The organism is Sphingobium amiense, from assembly GCF_003967075.1.
Classification (GTDB): Bacteria; Pseudomonadota; Alphaproteobacteria; order Sphingomonadales; family Sphingomonadaceae; genus Sphingobium; species Sphingobium amiense.
Window position 1 is genome coordinate 1,348,020 of sequence record NZ_AP018664.1, and the last position, 16,666, is coordinate 1,364,685.

General features: G+C 65.0%; 18 protein-coding genes. 7 read left to right on the forward strand and 11 right to left on the reverse strand.

The genetic code is table 11. From position 1 onward, the window contains the following. Window positions 1–57 precede the first annotated feature (57 nt). Window positions 58–285: a hypothetical protein gene (locus SAMIE_RS23555; RefSeq protein WP_030091402.1), complete on the forward strand. Its 228-nt coding sequence runs from the start codon at window positions 58–60 to the stop codon at window positions 283–285. On the opposite strand, the gene SAMIE_RS06450 is transcribed toward SAMIE_RS23555, so the two are convergent. Beyond that, window positions 263–637: an ArsR/SmtB family transcription factor gene (locus tag SAMIE_RS06450; RefSeq protein WP_030091403.1), complete on the reverse strand. Its 375-nt coding sequence runs from the start codon at window positions 635–637 to the stop codon at window positions 263–265. The two genes, SAMIE_RS23555 and SAMIE_RS06450, sit on opposite strands and share 23 nt — an antisense overlap. After that, entirely contained in the window at window positions 634–1,299 is a 666-nt protein-coding gene (locus tag SAMIE_RS06455) for a peroxiredoxin (RefSeq protein WP_030091404.1), read from the reverse strand. Before SAMIE_RS06455 ends, SAMIE_RS06450 begins: the two co-directional genes overlap by 4 nt. A gap of 106 nt (window positions 1,300–1,405) precedes the next feature. Here SAMIE_RS06455 and trxC point away from each other — a divergent pair, with 106 nt between their 5' ends. The 6 genes from trxC to SAMIE_RS06485 all read left to right on the forward strand — a co-directional run bounded on the left by trxC (window position 1,406) and on the right by SAMIE_RS06485 (window position 5,653). Continuing rightward, window positions 1,406–1,849: a thioredoxin TrxC gene (gene trxC / locus SAMIE_RS06460; RefSeq protein WP_021246250.1), complete on the forward strand. Its 444-nt coding sequence runs from the start codon at window positions 1,406–1,408 to the stop codon at window positions 1,847–1,849. Window positions 1,850–2,058: 209 nt separating this feature from the next. After that, a complete protein-coding gene (locus SAMIE_RS06465) occupies window positions 2,059–2,703 on the forward strand; it encodes a peroxiredoxin (RefSeq protein ID WP_030091405.1) in 645 nt (214 codons plus the stop codon). Window positions 2,704–2,773: 70 nt separating this feature from the next. Beyond that, entirely contained in the window at window positions 2,774–3,694 is a 921-nt protein-coding gene (locus tag SAMIE_RS06470; protein ID WP_021246252.1) for an MBL fold metallo-hydrolase, read from the forward strand. 4 nt (window positions 3,695–3,698) lie between these two features. Next, entirely contained in the window at window positions 3,699–4,487 is a 789-nt protein-coding gene (locus SAMIE_RS06475) for a sulfite exporter TauE/SafE family protein (RefSeq protein ID WP_030091406.1), read from the forward strand. 28 nt (window positions 4,488–4,515) lie between these two features. Next, window positions 4,516–5,376, forward strand: coding sequence for a class I SAM-dependent methyltransferase (locus SAMIE_RS06480; RefSeq protein WP_030091407.1), 861 nt, complete (start codon window positions 4,516–4,518; stop codon window positions 5,374–5,376). Between the two features lie 25 nt (window positions 5,377–5,401). Then, on the forward strand, window positions 5,402–5,653 hold the full coding sequence (locus SAMIE_RS06485; RefSeq protein ID WP_030538178.1) for a hypothetical protein: 252 nt from the start codon (window positions 5,402–5,404) through the stop codon (window positions 5,651–5,653). Here SAMIE_RS06485 and SAMIE_RS06490 read toward each other — a convergent pair. The 9 genes from SAMIE_RS06490 to SAMIE_RS06530 all read right to left on the reverse strand — a co-directional run bounded on the left by SAMIE_RS06490 (window position 5,647) and on the right by SAMIE_RS06530 (window position 16,602). Continuing rightward, entirely contained in the window at window positions 5,647–6,342 is a 696-nt protein-coding gene (locus SAMIE_RS06490; protein WP_232037386.1) for an energy transducer TonB family protein, read from the reverse strand. The two genes, SAMIE_RS06485 and SAMIE_RS06490, sit on opposite strands and share 7 nt — an antisense overlap. 27 nt (window positions 6,343–6,369) lie before the next feature. Next, entirely contained in the window at window positions 6,370–8,562 is a 2,193-nt protein-coding gene (locus SAMIE_RS06495; RefSeq protein ID WP_119035245.1) for a TonB-dependent receptor, read from the reverse strand. 109 nt (window positions 8,563–8,671) lie between these two features. Beyond that, on the reverse strand, window positions 8,672–9,070 hold the full coding sequence (locus SAMIE_RS06500; RefSeq protein ID WP_231746293.1) for a DUF2946 family protein: 399 nt from the start codon (window positions 9,068–9,070) through the stop codon (window positions 8,672–8,674). 60 nt (window positions 9,071–9,130) lie between these two features. Further along, the gene (locus SAMIE_RS06505) at window positions 9,131–10,369 is read right to left on the reverse strand and encodes a TolC family protein (protein WP_021246259.1); all 1,239 of its coding nucleotides are present in this window, start codon (window positions 10,367–10,369) and stop codon (window positions 9,131–9,133) included. After that, a complete protein-coding gene (locus SAMIE_RS06510; protein ID WP_021246260.1) occupies window positions 10,369–10,668 on the reverse strand; it encodes a DUF3240 family protein in 300 nt (99 codons plus the stop codon). Before SAMIE_RS06510 ends, SAMIE_RS06505 begins: the two co-directional genes overlap by 1 nt. After that, window positions 10,661–13,732: an efflux RND transporter permease subunit gene (locus SAMIE_RS06515; RefSeq protein ID WP_030538175.1), complete on the reverse strand. Its 3,072-nt coding sequence runs from the start codon at window positions 13,730–13,732 to the stop codon at window positions 10,661–10,663. The genes SAMIE_RS06510 and SAMIE_RS06515 overlap by 8 nt, the downstream gene beginning before the upstream one ends. 9 nt (window positions 13,733–13,741) lie before the next feature. Beyond that, complete coding sequence (locus SAMIE_RS06520) at window positions 13,742–14,854, reverse strand: efflux RND transporter periplasmic adaptor subunit (protein WP_030093018.1); 1,113 nt, start codon at window positions 14,852–14,854, stop codon at window positions 13,742–13,744. 57 nt (window positions 14,855–14,911) lie between these two features. Next, a complete protein-coding gene (locus tag SAMIE_RS06525) occupies window positions 14,912–15,928 on the reverse strand; it encodes a sensor histidine kinase (RefSeq protein WP_021246263.1) in 1,017 nt (338 codons plus the stop codon). Then, window positions 15,925–16,602 carry a response regulator gene (locus tag SAMIE_RS06530; RefSeq protein WP_021246264.1) on the reverse strand — a complete coding sequence of 226 codons (678 nt, stop codon included), beginning with the start codon at window positions 16,600–16,602 and terminating at the stop codon, window positions 15,925–15,927. The genes SAMIE_RS06525 and SAMIE_RS06530 overlap by 4 nt, the downstream gene beginning before the upstream one ends. Between the last annotated feature and the right edge of the window lie 64 nt (window positions 16,603–16,666).

The window sequence follows — 16,666 nt, forward strand, 5'->3', positions numbered from 1 at the left end:
GAGTTCTTGCAAGGACGTGGGCGACGTCCGCGAACTGGTTGAGCTCAAGCAGGGAAAATGGAGGACGATGCCGCCCTCGAAGGCCAGACCTCGCTTCTTGACCGCGAAATTGCTCCCATGAGCCGGGCGCTGGAGCGGATCAGGCGAGGCGCTTACGGCGAATGCTTGCAGTTATGGTATTCCACAAGCCTCGAAATGCTCTCTAACGTTGCAGCGATGATGTTCAGAACTTTCTTGGAAGACATCGTCCAGGACAATATCGTCACAAAATCTTGGCGAAGGTAGCGACCGATCCCTGGGGAAAAGGTCGCTTTGTTTTCGCGGCAGTGTCTCCTCTATTTATCGGAGTTCCCGCTAGAGCGCATAGCAATTTCGCTGTTCCCTCCATATTGGCCGATACGATGCTATAGAAAACGAGTTTCGCATCGCGGCGCGTCTGAACCAGTTCCGCCTTGCGCAAAATTGCGAGTTGTTGGGACAGGCCCGGTTGACCGATGCCGGTGAGGGCTTCGAGTTCGCCTACAGACTTCTCGCCATGTTCGAGGAGCGTCCGCAGGAGCTTCAGGCGGACGTCATGGGCGATCGCCTTGAGGACGCTGGCAGCCTCTTCAAGCTGCGTATCGGTGAAAGTCATCACTTGCCTGTCTTCCCATGCTTGTCGGGCTGCGTGCGGTGGAACCAGCAGCCATCGCCCGCCGCATCGAGCGCACCGTGCTGGTCCTGATAGGGCGGAAGAAGCACGTCATCGCCGGGATGCCAGCCTTCGGGGGTCACTATGTTGTCGTTGTCGACCCGTTGCAGCGCGGTCAGGACTCGAAGCAGCTCCTCCACCGATCGCCCGATGGTGGCTGGATAGCAGAGCTTGGCGCGGACAATGCCTTCGGGGTCGATGAAGAAGGTCGAGCGCAGCGTGGCCGCGTCGGGGGCGTTGTCCGCGAGCATTCCATAGGCGCGGCCGATCACCATCGAGGGATCTTCGACGATCGGGAAAGCGATGGTCACGCCGAAATGCTCGCGGATCGCCCTGATCCATCCGAGATGGGAATAGAGGCTGTCGACCGACACCGCGACCAGGTCGCAGCCGAGCGCCTTGAACCGATCGCTGGCGCGCGAGAGGGCGACGAATTCACTGGTGCAAACCGGCGTAAAATCGGCGGGATGAGAGAACAGCAGTACCCAGCGGCCGCGATGGCCGGACAGGGTCATGTCGCCCATCGTCGTGCGGGCGCGGAAATCAGGCGCGGGATCGCCGATCTGGATAGGGGAGCACACGGCATTGTCGTCTGCGTTCGAGTTCAACTTTCTCACTCCTGCAGAGAGGCAAGTCTTGAACCCTCTCCCTTACACGGTTACATCATGCGGGTAAACGATTAAGCGGTATTGGCGTTCCACAGGAGAGAAGCGCATGTCCGATGTCCCGCTGGTAGCCTGCCCGGTTTGCGCGAGCATCAACCGCGTTCCTGCAGCGAAGATCGGCGCGGCGCCAATTTGCGGGAAATGCGGAATGCCGCTTTTCCAGGGACAGCCGGTCGATGTCGACCAGGCGGCATTCGATCGGCATGTAGGTCGCGGAAGCCTGCCGGTTCTCGTCGATTTCTGGGCGAGTTGGTGCGGACCTTGCCGCGCCATGGCGCCGGCGTTCAAGGCGGCCGCTGCGGAGCTGGAGCCGCATGTCCGGCTCCTGAAGGTCGATACCGAAGCTGAGCAGGGTATTGCCGGGCGCTACCGCATTCAGTCGATTCCGACGCTGATCCTGTTCAGGGGTGGCCGCGAGGTCGCCCGACAGGCCGGGGCGATGGACCGTGCGCGACTCGTCGCCTGGACAAGGCAGGCGCTCGTCACCGCCTGATTCGGGGTGTGATGACCCCATACTTAGCATAAACGATGCTTTGACGTGTTCGCGCCTCTGGTCCCGTGCGCTGCGAATCCGGCCTAATTCGGCCGATTGCAGAAGTGATTGAAAAATCCGATCAAAGGAATTAGATTTATCGTGTTATCACGATTAATAGAAATGTGTATTCAATGTCTGTCACTCACTCAGTCATAGGAGATGATAAAATGACAGACCAGGTCACTCCCTCCATGCCGCGGATCAACGAACCGGCGCCTCCCTTCAAGGCCAAGACGACCCACGGCGAACGCTCGCTCGACGATTACAAGGGCAAGTGGCTCGTTCTCTTTTCCCACCCCGCCGACTTCACGCCGGTCTGCACGACCGAATTCATGGGCTTCGCCAAGGCCGCCGACCGCTTCAAGGCGCTCAACTGCGAGTTGCTGGGCCTCTCCATCGACTCGGTGCATTCGCACATCGCCTGGATGCGCAGCATCGAGGAGAAGTTCGGCGTCGAGATCCCGTTCCCGATTATCGACGATCTGTCGATGAACGTCGCCAAGGCCTTCGGCATGATCCATCCCGGTGCCTCGGACACCTCGGCCGTTCGCGCCACCTTCATCATCGACCCCGAAGGCATTGTCCGCGCGATGGTCTATTATCCGATGTCGAACGGCCGCTCGGTCGATGAATTCGTCCGCCTGCTCACCGCGCTCCAGACGTCCGACGCCAACAAGGTGGCGACGCCTGAAAACTGGCAGCCCGGCGAGCCGGTGATCGTGCCGCCGCCCGCGACGGCCGAAGCCGCCAGGGCCCGCAAGGACGAAGGCTACGACTACACCGATTGGTATTTCAGCAAGAAGACCCTCTGAGGCAGCTGGGCCGGCTTCGCGTCCCAAGTGCGAAGCCGGTACGCCGGGCCAGACAGGAAAGGACAAGGCCATGGCCGACCCGCAAATCCGTGAAGCCACCCGCATCGTCGAGGCCGCGAGCAATGCGCGGCCCGCCGTCATCCGCAGCTTCTTCGACGAGGACACGTTTACCGTGACCCACGTCATCTCAGATCCCGCCACGGCCAAGGCCGCGATCATCGATAGCGTGCTCGATTTCGATCCGGCTTCGGGGCGCACCTCCTTCGCGTCGGCCGACAAGGTGATCGACTATATCCGGAGCGAAGGGCTCGAGGTCGAATGGCTGCTGGAGACGCACGCCCATGCCGACCATCTGTCGGCCGCGCCCTATCTTCAGGAGAAGCTGGGCGGCACGCTGGCGATCGGTCGCCATATTCTCACCGTGCAGGAGGTCTTCGGCAAGATCTTCAACGAGGGAACGCGCTTTGCTCGCGACGGCTCGCAGTTCGACCGGCTGTTCGATGACGGCGACCGTTTCAGGGTCGGCTCGATCGAGGCGATCGCGCTGCATGTGCCGGGCCATACGCCCGCCGACATGACCTATGTGATCGGCGATGCGGCGTTCATCGGCGACACGCTGTTCATGCCCGACTACGGCACGGCCCGCGCCGACTTCCCGGGCGGCGATGCGCGCACGCTTTATCGGTCGATCCGCCGCCTGCTGTCGCTCCCCGATCAGACCGGCCTTCATCTTTGCCACGACTACAAGGCCCCCGGGCGCGACACCTATGCCTGGGAAACGTCGGTCGGCGAGGAGCGAGAGCATAATGTCCATGTTCGCGACGGGGTGAGCGAGGACCAGTTCGTCGCCATGCGCGAGGCGCGCGATGCGACGCTCGGGATGCCGCGCCTCATTCTGCCGTCCATCCAGGTCAACATGCGCGGCGGCCACCTGCCCGAGCCGGAAGACAATGGCATGCGCTACCTCAAGCTGCCGATAAACGCGCTGTAAGGCCATGGCACTCGAATCCATCCAATATCTGCTTGGTGCCGGATCGGGCTCGCTCGTCGGATTCACGCTGGGGCTGGTGGGCGGTGGGGGCTCAATCCTCGCCGTCCCGCTCATGGTCTATCTGGTCGGCGTCGCCTCGCCGCATGTCGCGATCGGCACCAGCGCGCTGGCGGTCGCCGCCAATGCCGGGGCCAATCTCGTTCCCCACGCGCGCCAGCGGACGATCAAATGGCGTTGCGCCGGCATGTTCGCCGCTGCTGGTGTCGCCGGCGCCTATGCCGGATCGACACTCGGTAAAGCGTTCGATGGACAGAAGCTGCTGTTCCTGTTCGCTCTGCTGATGGTCCTGGTTGGCGGGCTGATGCTAAAAAGCCGGGGCGATCCCGGCAATCCCGATGTCCAATGCCGGCGCGAGAATGCGCCCAAGGTGATCGGTTATGGGGCCGCCACTGGTCTCTTTTCCGGGTTCTTCGGCATCGGCGGGGGCTTCCTGATCGTGCCGGGACTGATGGCTTCGACCGGGATGCCGATGCGCAACGCCGTCGGATCGTCGCTGGTCGCCGTCACCGCTTTTGGTCTGACGGCCGCGCTCAACTATGCCCTTTCCGGCTTGGTTGATTGGGGGCTTGCTGCGGCGTTCATCGCCGGCGGCGTCATCGGCGGCCTTGTGGGCGCGGCGCTCTCTCGGCGGCTGTCGGCGCACAAGGGGGCGCTCAATACGATATTCGCACTGCTGATCTTTGCGGTTGCCGCCTACATGCTGTGGCAAAGTACCGCCGCGATCCTGGGCTGATTCTTGAAACGACGATGGGAGTACATCGATGAACGATGCTGGCGAGAACAGGGAAGGTTTGGCCGCGCACGATTGGGCCGGCCAGGCGGGCATGCGTTGGCTCGCCCAGCTCGACCGCTTCGAAAGCATGATCGAGCCGATCGGCAGGGCGTTGCTTGCCCAGGCCGCATACAACGCCGGCGAAACGGTGGTCGATGTCGGATGCGGCGGTGGCTGGACCACGCGGCAGATCGCCACGGCCGTCGGCAACACCGGATTTGCGCTCGGCCTCGACATCTCACCCGATCTGGTGGGGATGGCCAGGGAACGGGCACAGCGCGCGGGCCTTGCCAATATCCGCTTCGAGCAGGGCGATGCCGCGACGACGATGCTGGAGGAAGCGCCGTTCGATCGGCTGTTCTCGCGCTTCGGTTCGATGTTCTTCGCTGAGCCTTATCCCGCTTTCGCCAATCTGCGCCGGATGTTGCGCGATGGCGGGCGGCTCGACATCGCTGTCTGGGCGTCCATCGCTGACAATCCGTGGCAGCTTAGTGTCATGGGCATCATCAAGGAGCATATGGACCTGCCGACGCCGCAGTCGCGCGCGCCGGGACCATTCGCGCTCGGCGAGCAGGACTATGTGATCGACCTTCTCCAAAGCGCGGGTTTCTGCGAGGTCAGATTCGATGCCTGGACAGGTGAGCAGCGCGTGGGCGGCCCCGGCAGTGATCCCGAGAGCGCCGCTCGCTTCGTGCTTGAGGGGATGCAGATCGGCGATCTTGTTCGACAGAACGGGGCAGAGGTACGCAAGGCCATTCACCAGCATCTTGTCGAGCTGTTCGAGCGCCATTGCGATGAGAATGGCGTTCATATGGGGGCGAAGGCCTGGCTGGTGAGCGCACGGGCCTGAGAGCATTCAAGAAAAGGGTGATAATATGGCGCGCAAGAAGCTATCGCTTCGGCTTCCGGGGAAAGGTTCATCCGATGGTGACGCTGCCAATTCCGAGGAAATAGCGGCGGCGCTCGCACTGATCGAGACGCATGGGCAACGTGCCGGACAGGCTCTTGTCGATGAGGCGCAGGCTGCCATCAAGGCTCGCGACGATCACCGTGTTTTGTTTCTGGAACGTGTGCGCGTCGCCCTATTGACGATCGAGCCATCCTCGTCCGCCATGCGGCCTCAATGAAAGCTGAATGGTATCGTAAAGACCAACTGCTCGCTTTCCACGCCCATAGGCGGTGTTGGAAAAGGAGCAGCATTGCGCACCGTGCGGAGCGCCAGGCGATCGAGCGCGGCATTCCCGCTGCTGCCGGCCAGCTCGACGGCAATCAGCGCGCCGTCAGCCCCGACGATGAAGCGGACCGTTGCGACCCCGTCGAGGTGGATCCCCGCGGGCTTGCGCGCGGCTATTCGCGCCCAGAGCTGGCGCTGATAGGCCGCAAGCGCGGACTGTTTCTTATCATCCTGGGCTTGCGGCGGCGCGACCTCGGGTTCCGGCGCGGGCGGTCTGCTTACCGGCGCGACAGCGAACGGAGAGGCGATTGCTGGAGCAGCGGGTATAGGCGACGAAGCTGGTCCGCCTCTTTCTCCCGTCGTAGCCAGCTCGGGCGGGTGCGCAGGGCGCCGCTCCGGCGATAGGCGGGCCTCGTCTGTCCGCGATCGCGACAACGTTGAAGGCGGTGGTGACGGTGGCGACGGGGTAAACAACCGGAAGCGGCTCACCTGCACAGGCTGCGTCATTCGCAGCCGTCCCGATAGATTGGCATTGAGCGCCACTAGCACCAGCAGGCAGCATGACGCGGCGGCAAGGCCCGCGCCCAGGCGCTGCGACCAGGCCGAGGGCTGGCCATAGCCTGCCCTCGGCTCCTCGTTCATGTCGTGCGAGTTCGGGAGCATGGGCGCTCAAAACGCAATCGTGATCCCGGCGTTGACCGATCGCCCCCGGCCCGGAACCGGGCGGCGCACGCCGGTCGCCTTCAGATCGCCGAGCGACATGCCGCTAAGCGGAGCATAATAGGCCTTGTCGAACAGATTGTCGGCGCCGAGCGTCAGGCGAACCTTGTCGATGCGATAGGCGAGCTGGACATTGAGCAGCGCGTAGCTGCCCGTCCGCGGTTCGTTGCGGGTCGGATCGGCGCGATCCTTTTCCGTCACGATGTCGAGGTCAATCCGGGTTTCGAGGCCGCCGATCCGATGCTCGAGGCTCAGCGCCGCATTGAACGGCATCTGGTGATAGAGCGGTGCGTGGTCGGTCAGATTCTGGCCGTGCAGCCAGCTCGCGCGCGCGGTCAGACGCGCGGTGCCGGCCGACGACGATGACCATAGCGGCACGGCGCCCGATATGTCGATGCCGTAGATCTCTGCCTTCTGGTTGGCGAACTGCAATTGAACGAACCCGGTCGGACTGCCCATCATGTCGGTGAAGTCCGCCAGCTTAAAGGCGTCGATATATTCGTCGACATGGGTGTAATAGGGCGCGATCTTGAACGACCAGCCATCCTTGCCGCCTCCGGAAATGGCCAGGGCGGCGCTCAGCGTATCGGCCTTTTCGGGGCGAAGGTCGAGGTTGCCGACATAGCCGTTCCCGTCGCCGAACCACCCGATCATGCGGCTCGCCATGCTGCCCCGGCCCCAGCTATAGCGCTCGTAGATATTGGGCGAGCGAACCTTGCGGGCATAGCCGATCTCGATATCCGCCCCGTCCGAAAGCGCGTAGCGGACCAGCAGGCTGCCGCTCCAATTGCTGTCGTGGCGCTTGCGGTCGGCCTTGTTGAACGCCGCTGCCGCCATGACATCGGCCATCTGCATCATGCCGGTGCCATAGGGCGCGACCTTGCCGGTGTTCATCCAGACCTGATCGTTACGGATGCCGGCGATGAGGGAGAAACCGCTATCCCAGCGCGTTTCCCACTCGAGGAAGGTGCCGAGCCGATCGCGCTTGGCCCCGTTGACGTTGATGAACGCATTCGGCCCCATCATCATATTGCCCACAACGGGCGGCCAATAGTCGTTGAGCCATTGATGCTGGAATTCGCTGCCCAGGCGCAGCGTGCCGCCGCCGAGCAATATATCCGCCTGGACGGTATAGCTCGCGCTGTGGACCTCCGTGTTCATCGGCATCCCGCCGGTCGCGGTCCCGCCCTTGTCGGCGAGGAAGTTCATGACGTGGTCGGTGTCGCGCCAGCTCGCCCGCACATCGAGATTGCCCCAATCGAAGACGCCGGCATAATGGCCGTTCAGGAACCACGACTTGTTGGACGTCATGTCCATATATTGGTTCGGGAAACCCTCATAGGGCGCGAAATGATAGCCGCCTTTCAGCTCGATCAGGCCGTTGCTGACTTGCGCTGCGAGATTGAGGCTGTGGTCGGTCTTGGCATATTCGCTGGATCGCACGACGCCCAGCGAGCCGCCGCCCTTGAAATTGTCGGCTTGAGTGTAGGAGCCATTGTAAGTCAGGCTGACCTTGTCGCTCGCGGCCGTCACTGACAGGGCGCCGCCGAACCCGTCGCCATTGCTGCGATAGAAGGCCGAGGTTTCGCCGGTCAGCAGCGTTTCCCCTTGCTTAGCAAAGCGGGGCGGAGCGCTCTCGACGCGAATGATCCCGCCGATGCTGTCGCCGCCATAGCTGACTGGCGAAACGCCGGTAATGACGTCGATCGCGCTCACGGTTTGCGGATCGGTGTAGGACAGGGGCGGATTCATATCGTTCGGACAGGCCGAGGCAATCGCCACGCCGTCGACCAGCACGGTCAAGCGCTGCGCTTCAAGGCCCCGGATCACCGGCAAGGTCGAGAAGCCCCCGGCCCCATAGCCGCTGACGCCGGGTACGCTTTGCAGGATCGCTGCGGTATCGCTCGAGCCGACCTGAAGGTCGCGCAGGCGCGAGGGGGAAAGCCGCTCACCCGAAACCGTCGACCCCGCCTCGCTCGCCGAGCTAACGTCGACCTCTGGCAGCGGCGTCCCGTCCTGGGCGAAGGCTCGCGAGATGGGGGCGCCCGCCAGCACAGCGACGAGTGCGGGAAAAGCGAAGCTCCCGGCGAGGCGAACCTTGAAAGTTGGTTGCTTGCTGGTGGAGCGAGCGAAGGCAGGCATGGTGGTTGCCGCGCAATGCGCGGAATCAAGCATAATCGTCATGTCGGAATCCTGATTCACATGCGGCGCCCCGGCGAGGGGCGCCCATCAACGGGGAATGTCGAAGGAATCAGGTGGTGGGAGGACCGATCGCCGGCGGGCGCAGATAGGTGCCGCGCCGGAGGACTAGGCGGTTTGGACGCCGAAAAACCGTTGCGAGGATGAAGGCGAGGGCGACGGCTAGGAGCAGCGCATCGACGGCCGCGAGCGATGGCGAGGACAGGCCGGTAAAGGCGCAAGGCGCTTCCGCCTTCTTGTGCTCGTCATGGTCCTGCTCGCCGCCTTTGCTCGGCAACTTGATTGCGATCTTCTGAGGCCCTTGCCCCGAGCACAGCTGGACCAGGATCACGCCATTCGAGACGACCGGCATGAAACCCGCCGGCACCAACGCCTTCACGAGCAGCGCAGCGCCTAGCAGGAGCGCGCACAGCCAATGGTGCCGGACAAGGAATTTGCGAGCTTCGGTCACGCAGCATCCTCTAAGTGCAGGCTCGTTTCATGTCGAGAATGTTTGCTTGCCGTATGTTAGCTAGTCGTGCCCCGCTTCATCTGGTGCCCAGATGCTGTGGGAATCGATCTGGATCTTGAGCAGAGCACGATCGGCTTCGGAGCGCGCCTCGATTTCCATTCGGCGCGCGTCATTGGCCTGCCGGCGGGCATAGAGCATATCGGAGAGGTCGATCTGCCCGAGTTGGTAACCGCGCACCGTCCTTTCGGCGGCGTCGCCGGCGCTGCGCGCCGAAGCGTCGGCATTGCGCCAGGCATCGAGCCGGGTGTGCGCGTTGGAAAGGTCGGCATTGGCGGTCGCCTCGATGCTGCGCTGCACGGCCGCGAGTTCCATGCGCGCGGCATTGGCCTCGGCTGACGCCTGATCGGCTGCGGCTCTGCGATAGCCACCGCCGAGCGGGATTAAAGCCACCACGCCCGCGCCGGCTTCCGCGCCGCCGCGCTCGCTGAACAGGCGGACGCCGAAGCTCGGGTCTGCGATGCGATCCGCTCGCACCCGACGCGAAGTCACGTTCAGACGCTGCGCTTCCTTGTCGGCGGCGCGGATCTCGTGACTGCGCTCGATTACCAGGTCGCGCATCGCTTCCAGCCCCTGGGCGGGCAGCATGGGGTCGGCCAGTTCTGGTGGTTCGGAGGGGAGCGGGATTTCCGGAAAGGACGCTGCGAAGGTCACGCGCGCCTGTTCGCGCAGCGAGAGTGACGATGCGGCCTGCGCGCGCGCCTGAGCCAGCGCCGCCTGCGCCTGGTCGAGGTCGAGTTGGGCGGCGTCTCGCAGCGTGACCCGCCGCTTTATGGCGGCGATTGCCTCCTCCAGCCCGCGGACGCTGTCGAGATCGTTGCGATAATGGCTTCCCGCAGTGAGCCAGTCGTGCCAATAGCCGGCCAGCAGCAGCGCGGTTTGATGGCGGACATCCTCCATCTGGTTTTCCGCGACCTCAATGCCGAGCGCACCGGCTTCGCGGTCGAGCGCGGCCTTGCCCGGCAGGCGGAATGGGCGGCTGATTGTCGTATCGAATTCGTCGAACCCGCCTTCGCGATCGACGGTTCGGCGAATGTAGCTGCCGCTCACCGTCACTTCGTGGGGGCCTTTGCGCAGCATATCGCCGCGTGCCCGTGCGGCTTCGACGCGCGCAATTGCGGCGGCGACGCTGGGGTGATTGTCGAGCGCTTCGTTGACCTTGTCGGCAGGCGGCAGATCGGTATGCTGGGCCAGGGCAGGCGCGGCCGTCAGAAGGCCGAGAGCGGCGAGTACGATCCGCATCAGGCGATCCTTCCATGATCGAGCAGGGGCGTCGTGCGCCACCGGACCGGCAGATCGCGCCGCGCGTCTTTTACGGTGCGGAGCAGGTCGGGCACCGCGTCCGCGCTCACGATCAGTTCGAGCGTCGAACGCTTCAATTCGCCCGACACGCGCTCGGCGGTTCCCGCATCGCCAAAATCGCGACCTCGCACAGCTTCCCCGCGGACATGGATTGGCGTGGGGGAGACGGCGCGGATCGCGTCCACGAGAAGCTCGGTATCGCGGGTGGCGCAATGGAGGGTGAACAGCAGGTCAGGCATTAGCGGCCTCCCCGGCGCTTTCCCCGAAGCGCTCGAACAGGATCGGCAGCAGGACCAGCGTCAGCAAAGTGGAGGTAATGAGGCCGCCGATCACCACGATCGCGAGCGGCCGCTGGATCTCGGACCCCGGCCCGCTGGCGAACAGCAGGGGGACGAGGCCGAAGGCCGTGATGCCGGCAGTCATCAGCACCGGTCGCAGCCGACGCTGCGCGCCCAGGCGCACGGTCTCGGCCATACCCACCCCGTCGGCGCGCAACTGGCGGAAATAGGCCACCAGCACCAACCCATTGAGCACGGCGATGCCGAGCAGGGCGATGAACCCCACCGACGCCGGGACCGAGAGATACTCGCCCGACAGCCACAGCGAGATCAGCCCGCCGACCATCGCGAAGGGGATGTTGGAGAGGATCAGCAGCGCGGCGCGCAATGAGCGCAGCGCCGCCAGCAGGACGAGGAAGATCAACACCAGCGCTACGGGCACCACCATCATCAGCCGGGCCGATGCGCGCTGCTGGTTCTCGAACTGACCGCCCCAGACGATGCTGTAGCCTGCCGGTAGCCGTACCTTGGCGGTGACCTGCGCCTTCGCCTCATCGACATAGCCGACCAGATCGCGGCCGGAGACGAAGGCCTGCACCAGCGCGAAGCGCGAGCCGTTCTCGTGATCGAGCTTCACCGGTCCCTGCGTGCGCTCCACCCGCGCCATGTCGCTGACACGCGCCAGCGTGCCATCGGGCGTGCGCAATTGCAGGTCGGCGAAACGGGCCGGATCGCTCCGGATGCCGTCGTCACCGCGAATGACGATCGGAATGCGTTTCTGACCTTCGGCCACGACCCCGGACCGCACGCCCTCGACCTGTCCGCGCAGCGCGTCCTGGAGCTGGTCGACCGGCATCCCGAACCGCCCCGCTGCCGCGCGGTCGATGTCGAGTTGGAGATAGTCCACATTGTCGTTGGCGACCGTCAGGACCTCCGATGAGCCGTGGATGCCGGACAGGATATGCTGGATCCGACCCGCGAGCTCGGCGAGCGTTGCGGTGTCAGGCCCGAAAATCTTGACCGCTAGATCGCCGCGCGCGCCGGTGAGCATCTCCGAGACGCGCATCTCGATCGGCTGGGTGAAACTCGATTGGATACCGGGCAGGCCGTCCAGCGCCTTGCGCATTTCCCCGACGACGAAATCCTTGTCCCCGCGCCATTGCGAGCGCGGCTTCAACTGGACGAAGCTGTCGGTCTCGTTCGGTCCCATCGGATCGAGACCGATCTCGTCGGAGCCGACGCGGGCGATCACGTCCTCCACCTCCGGCACGGTGCGGAGCGCGCGCTGCACCGCCATGTCGCCGGCCACCGATTGGTCCAGGCTGATCGAGGGCAGCTTGGTAAGCTGCACGATCACCGAGCCTTCGTCCATCGTCGGCATGAAGGTCTTCCCGGCCGCGCCATAAGCGAGGCCCGCCAGCACCAGCCCGGTGGCGGAGAGACCATAGACCAGCTTCTTGTGCGCGAACGCCGCGTCGAGCAGCGCCTGGTAGCGTGGGCCGATCTGCCGCATGATCCATGGCTCACCATGATGGCCGCTCCTGAGGCTGAAGGAGGCAAGGACCGGCACCAGCGTCAGGGCGAGCAGCAGGGAGCCCGCGAGCGCGAAGACGATGGTGAGCGCGACGGGCGCGAACAGCTTGCCCTCCAGCCCCTGCAGCGAAAGCAGGGGCAGGAACACGAGCGCGATGATGACGATGCCCGCCGACACCGGCACGATCACCTCGCTGGTTGCGCGGAATACGTGGTTGAGTCGGGGCGTGTCCTCGCCCTGGGCATGGCTCAGGCGCTCGACGACATTCTCGACCACCACCACCGCGCCGTCGACCAGCATCCCGATCGCGATGGCGAGCCCGCCGAGGCTCATGAGGTTCGCGGACAGCCCCATGCCGCGCATGAACAGGAAGGTGATGAGCGCGGCCATCGGCAGGGTCGCCGCGACGATCGTGGCCGCACGCCAGTCGCCGAGGAACAGGATCAGCAGCACGACGACCAGCACGGTCGCTTCCAGCAGCGCCTCCTCGACCGTGCCGACCGCGCGCCCGATCAGATCGGAGCGATCGTAGAAGACATGGATCTGCGTGCCTGCGGGCAAGCTGTGCTGAAGCCCGGCAAGCCGCGTCCGCACGCCATCGACCACCGCCCGCGCATCCGCGCCGCGCAGCGCGATCACCAGGCCCTCCACCGCCTCGGCCTTGCCGCCGCGCGTCACCGCCCCATAGCGGGTGAGGCTGCCGGTGCCGACTGTGGCGACGTCGCCCAGGCGGACGATGCGGCCGTCCCGGCTGGCGATGACCAGCGTTTGCAGATCCTCCACGCTGCGGATCGCGCCCACGGCTCGGACGATCAGCGATTCCTCGCCATCGGTCAGGCGCCCCGCGCCGTCATTGCGATTGCCGCTTTCGATCGCGGTGCGCAGATCGGAGATCGAGAGCTTCGCGCTCGCCAGCGCCACCGGATCAGGCCGGACCTCGAAGGTACGAACATAGCCGCCCAGCGCGTTCACGTCCGCGACGCCGGGCACTGTGCGCAGCGCCGGGCGGATCGTCCAGTCGAGCAGTTCGCGTTTCTGCTGGAGAGACAGCGGCCCTTCGATCGTGAACATGTAGACGTCGGACAGGGGCGTCGAGATCGGCGCGAGACCGCCGGTCACGGCAGCAGGCAGATCGCCCGTCACGCCCGCCAGCCGTTCGGCGACCTGTTGGCGCGCCCAGTAGATGTCGGTGCCGTCGGTAAAGTCGATGGTTATGTCGGCGATGGCATATTTGGCGCTCGAGCGCAGGATCGCCTGGTTGGGAATGCCGAGCATCTCCGTCTCGATCGGCGTGATGACGCGGCTCTCGACCTCCTCCGGCGTCATGCCGGGGGCTTTGAGGATCAGCTTCACCTGGGTCTGCGCGATGTTGGGATAGGCATCGACCGGCAAGTTGACAAAAGCCCAGACCCCGAGCCCGGCCGTGGCGGCGGCAAGGATCAGGACGAGCAGACGATAGGACAGCGCGGTGGCGACAAGCGAACGCAGCATCGGGAGAGCCTATTGCGCGGTGGCGAGCGCCTTGAGCGCGCTCGTACCGGAAACCACCACCTGTTCACCGGGCCTGATCCCGGAGAGCAGCACCGTGCGGCCATCACTGCCGCTGCCGCCGGTCACGGCGCGCACGGCAAAGCCGCCGCGCGCGGTCACGAACACAACCGGCTTGCCGTCGATCATGGTGACCGCCGTATCGGGCACGCTGACCGCGCCCGCCGGCGCCGGGCCGACGATGACGATGCTGGTTGCGCGCCCCGCGACAACACCGGGTCCGGCCGGAATCTCCGCCTTGAGGCCGGCCGAACGGGTCGCGGGATCGATGGCCGTTCCCACCGCGACGATCCGGCCGGTGAGGTTGGGAAGTAGCCGCACGCTCATGCCGGGGCGCACTTGCCCGATCAGCCGTTCGGGCAATTGGCCGACCACTTCATAGCGATCCGTCGCGTCGATCACATAGGGCGCGGTGGTGCCGTCCACCGGATTGCCGGTCTGGATGGAGGCGCTGGTGACGCGACCCGCGATAGGAGCCGTCAGCGTATAGGAGCCGCTGGCGCCATGACCGCCCACCATCGCCAGGATGCGCGACTTTTCCGAAACGTCGGCGCGAGCCTCGGCTGCGATGGCATTGGCTTCGTCAGCGCGCGCGCCTGCGATGATGCCTTCGCGGCTGAGCAGGGAGAGCCGCGCGGCATTGGCCTCGGCTACGCCACGCCGCGCGTTCGCGCGGCTGAGGTCCGCGCCGATCGTCAGCACGTCGCGGCTGGCGATGATCGCCAGCGGCTGGCCCCGCCGCACGCTGTCGCCCTCGACCACGAGAGTCCGCAACACGGTGCCGGGAAAGGTCGCGGCCACCGCCACCCGGGCGTTGGCGGGAGGCTCGATCATCGCGGGGATGGTGGCGAGCGCCGCATCCGCGGCTGCCGTCGCGGGCATAAGGCGGATACCCATCTGCGCGGCGCGGCGCGCATCCACCGCCAGGATCCCATCTGTCGGTTGGGCGTTGCTTGCCGGCGCGGAGTTGCCCGTCTCGACCGGTCGACTGGCGAACCACCACAGGCCTGATAGAATCAAGGCGATCGTCGCGGCGCCCGCAATGAGGGTGTATCGTCTGGACATGCGCTCGGGCTAGGGAGCGTTCCTGACCGAACCCTGACGGGATATGAGGATTGAAGATCAGGTCGCGGGAAAACGCAGCACCAGTTCACGGTCGGCCGGATCGGTCTCAAGCGTGCCGCCATGGGCCGCCATGATCCGGTCGACGATAGCGAGGCCGAGGCCGGCGCCATCCTTGCTCGCATGGTCGGCGCGGCGGTGGCGTTGCACAAGGTCGCGCAACCTTTCGAGCGCCAGCCCAGGGCCCTCGTCCCGCACGCCCAATAGCGCGTGGGGGCCGGCGAAGACCTGGATCGTGCCACCAGCCGGCGTCACGCGCGCGGCATTCTCGATCAGATTGCGCAGCGCTGCCGCAATCGCTTCGCGCCTGCCGTTCACGACCGCAGCCTGACCGCGGGTATCGAACGCGATCAGCTTGCCTTGTGCGATGATCCCCGGCGCCACGGCGCTGACGACCTCGCTCGCCACATCCGCGAGTGACACCTGTTCGGGAGCGGTCTGGGCGGCCTCCGCCGCGTCGATCTGCGCGAGCAGCATGAGTTGGTCGATCAGCCGGCGCATGGCCGCCACGTCTTCCTTGAGGCGCGCGGCGTCGTCATAGTCAAGCCGGTCGAGTTCGAGAGACAGGAGGGCGAGCGGCGTGCGCAACTCGTGCGCGACGTCGGCGGCGAACGCTTCCTGCCGCCGCGCGGCCTGATCGAGCCGCGCCAACAGATCGTTGACCGCATAGACGAAGGGTAGCGCCTCGGCGGGCATTTGCGACGCATCGATGCGGAACCCTCGTTCGTGGCCCTGTGCAGCCTCGATCCGGGCGGCGGCATCTTCCAGCGGTGCGAAGGCCTGGCGGATCACTCGGAGCACCATGATCGCGACGGGAACGAGCAGGACGACAAGCGGCAGAGCGACATGCTCAAGCATTTCCTTGATCGCGCGGATCATCGCCGCGCGTGCATCGAGATGTGTGAAGGTGACACTGTAGAAGAAGGCGACCGCCGCCAGCAGCAGAACGGTGCCCGCCACACCAATCAGGCCCAAACCGCGTTTGAGGCGCCGTGAGATGGAGCGCTGCACGGTCATGCCTTCCCGTCCTTCAGCATATAGCCGACACCCCGAACGGTATGGAGCGCGCCGGCCACGCCCGTGTCTTCGAGCTTGCGGCGCAGACGCGAAATGGCGGCTTCGACCGCATTGGGGGTCACCGGATCGTTGAAGCTGTAGAGCGCGTTCTCGATCACTTCGCGATGGACCACCGTGCCGGCTCGCCGCATCAGCAGTTCCAGAAGGTCCGCCTCGCGGCGCGAAAGGTCGATCTCGCGATCGCCAATGCTGGCAGAGCGGCTTGCCGTGTCGAAACGCAGCATGCCGACTTCGATGACGGGCTGGGTTCGAACGCCAGGCCGGCGCAGCAGGGCGCGGATGCGCGCGGCGAGCTCGTCGATCTCGAAGGGTTTGACGATATAATCGTCTGCGCCGGAATCGAGACCGGTGACGCGATCCTCCAGCGCCCCACGCGCGGTCTGGATGATGGCAGGCGGCATCTGCTGATATTTTCGGCGGCTCGCGAGCCAGTCGATCCCGTCGCCGTCGGGCAGGCCGAGGTCGAGTATGATGGCATCATAGCTCGCGCTGCCCATCGCAGCGTCGGCTTGTGCGAGATCATGGGCAACATCGCACACGAAGCCCCGGCGCTGAAGACCGTCGGCGATCAGTGCCGCCATTCGCTCATTATCTTCGACGATGAGAAGGCGCATGGGTTTAATGTAGACTTTCCACCAGGAACGAAAGGCAAGAAGGATTGAAGCTTTCTACCAGACC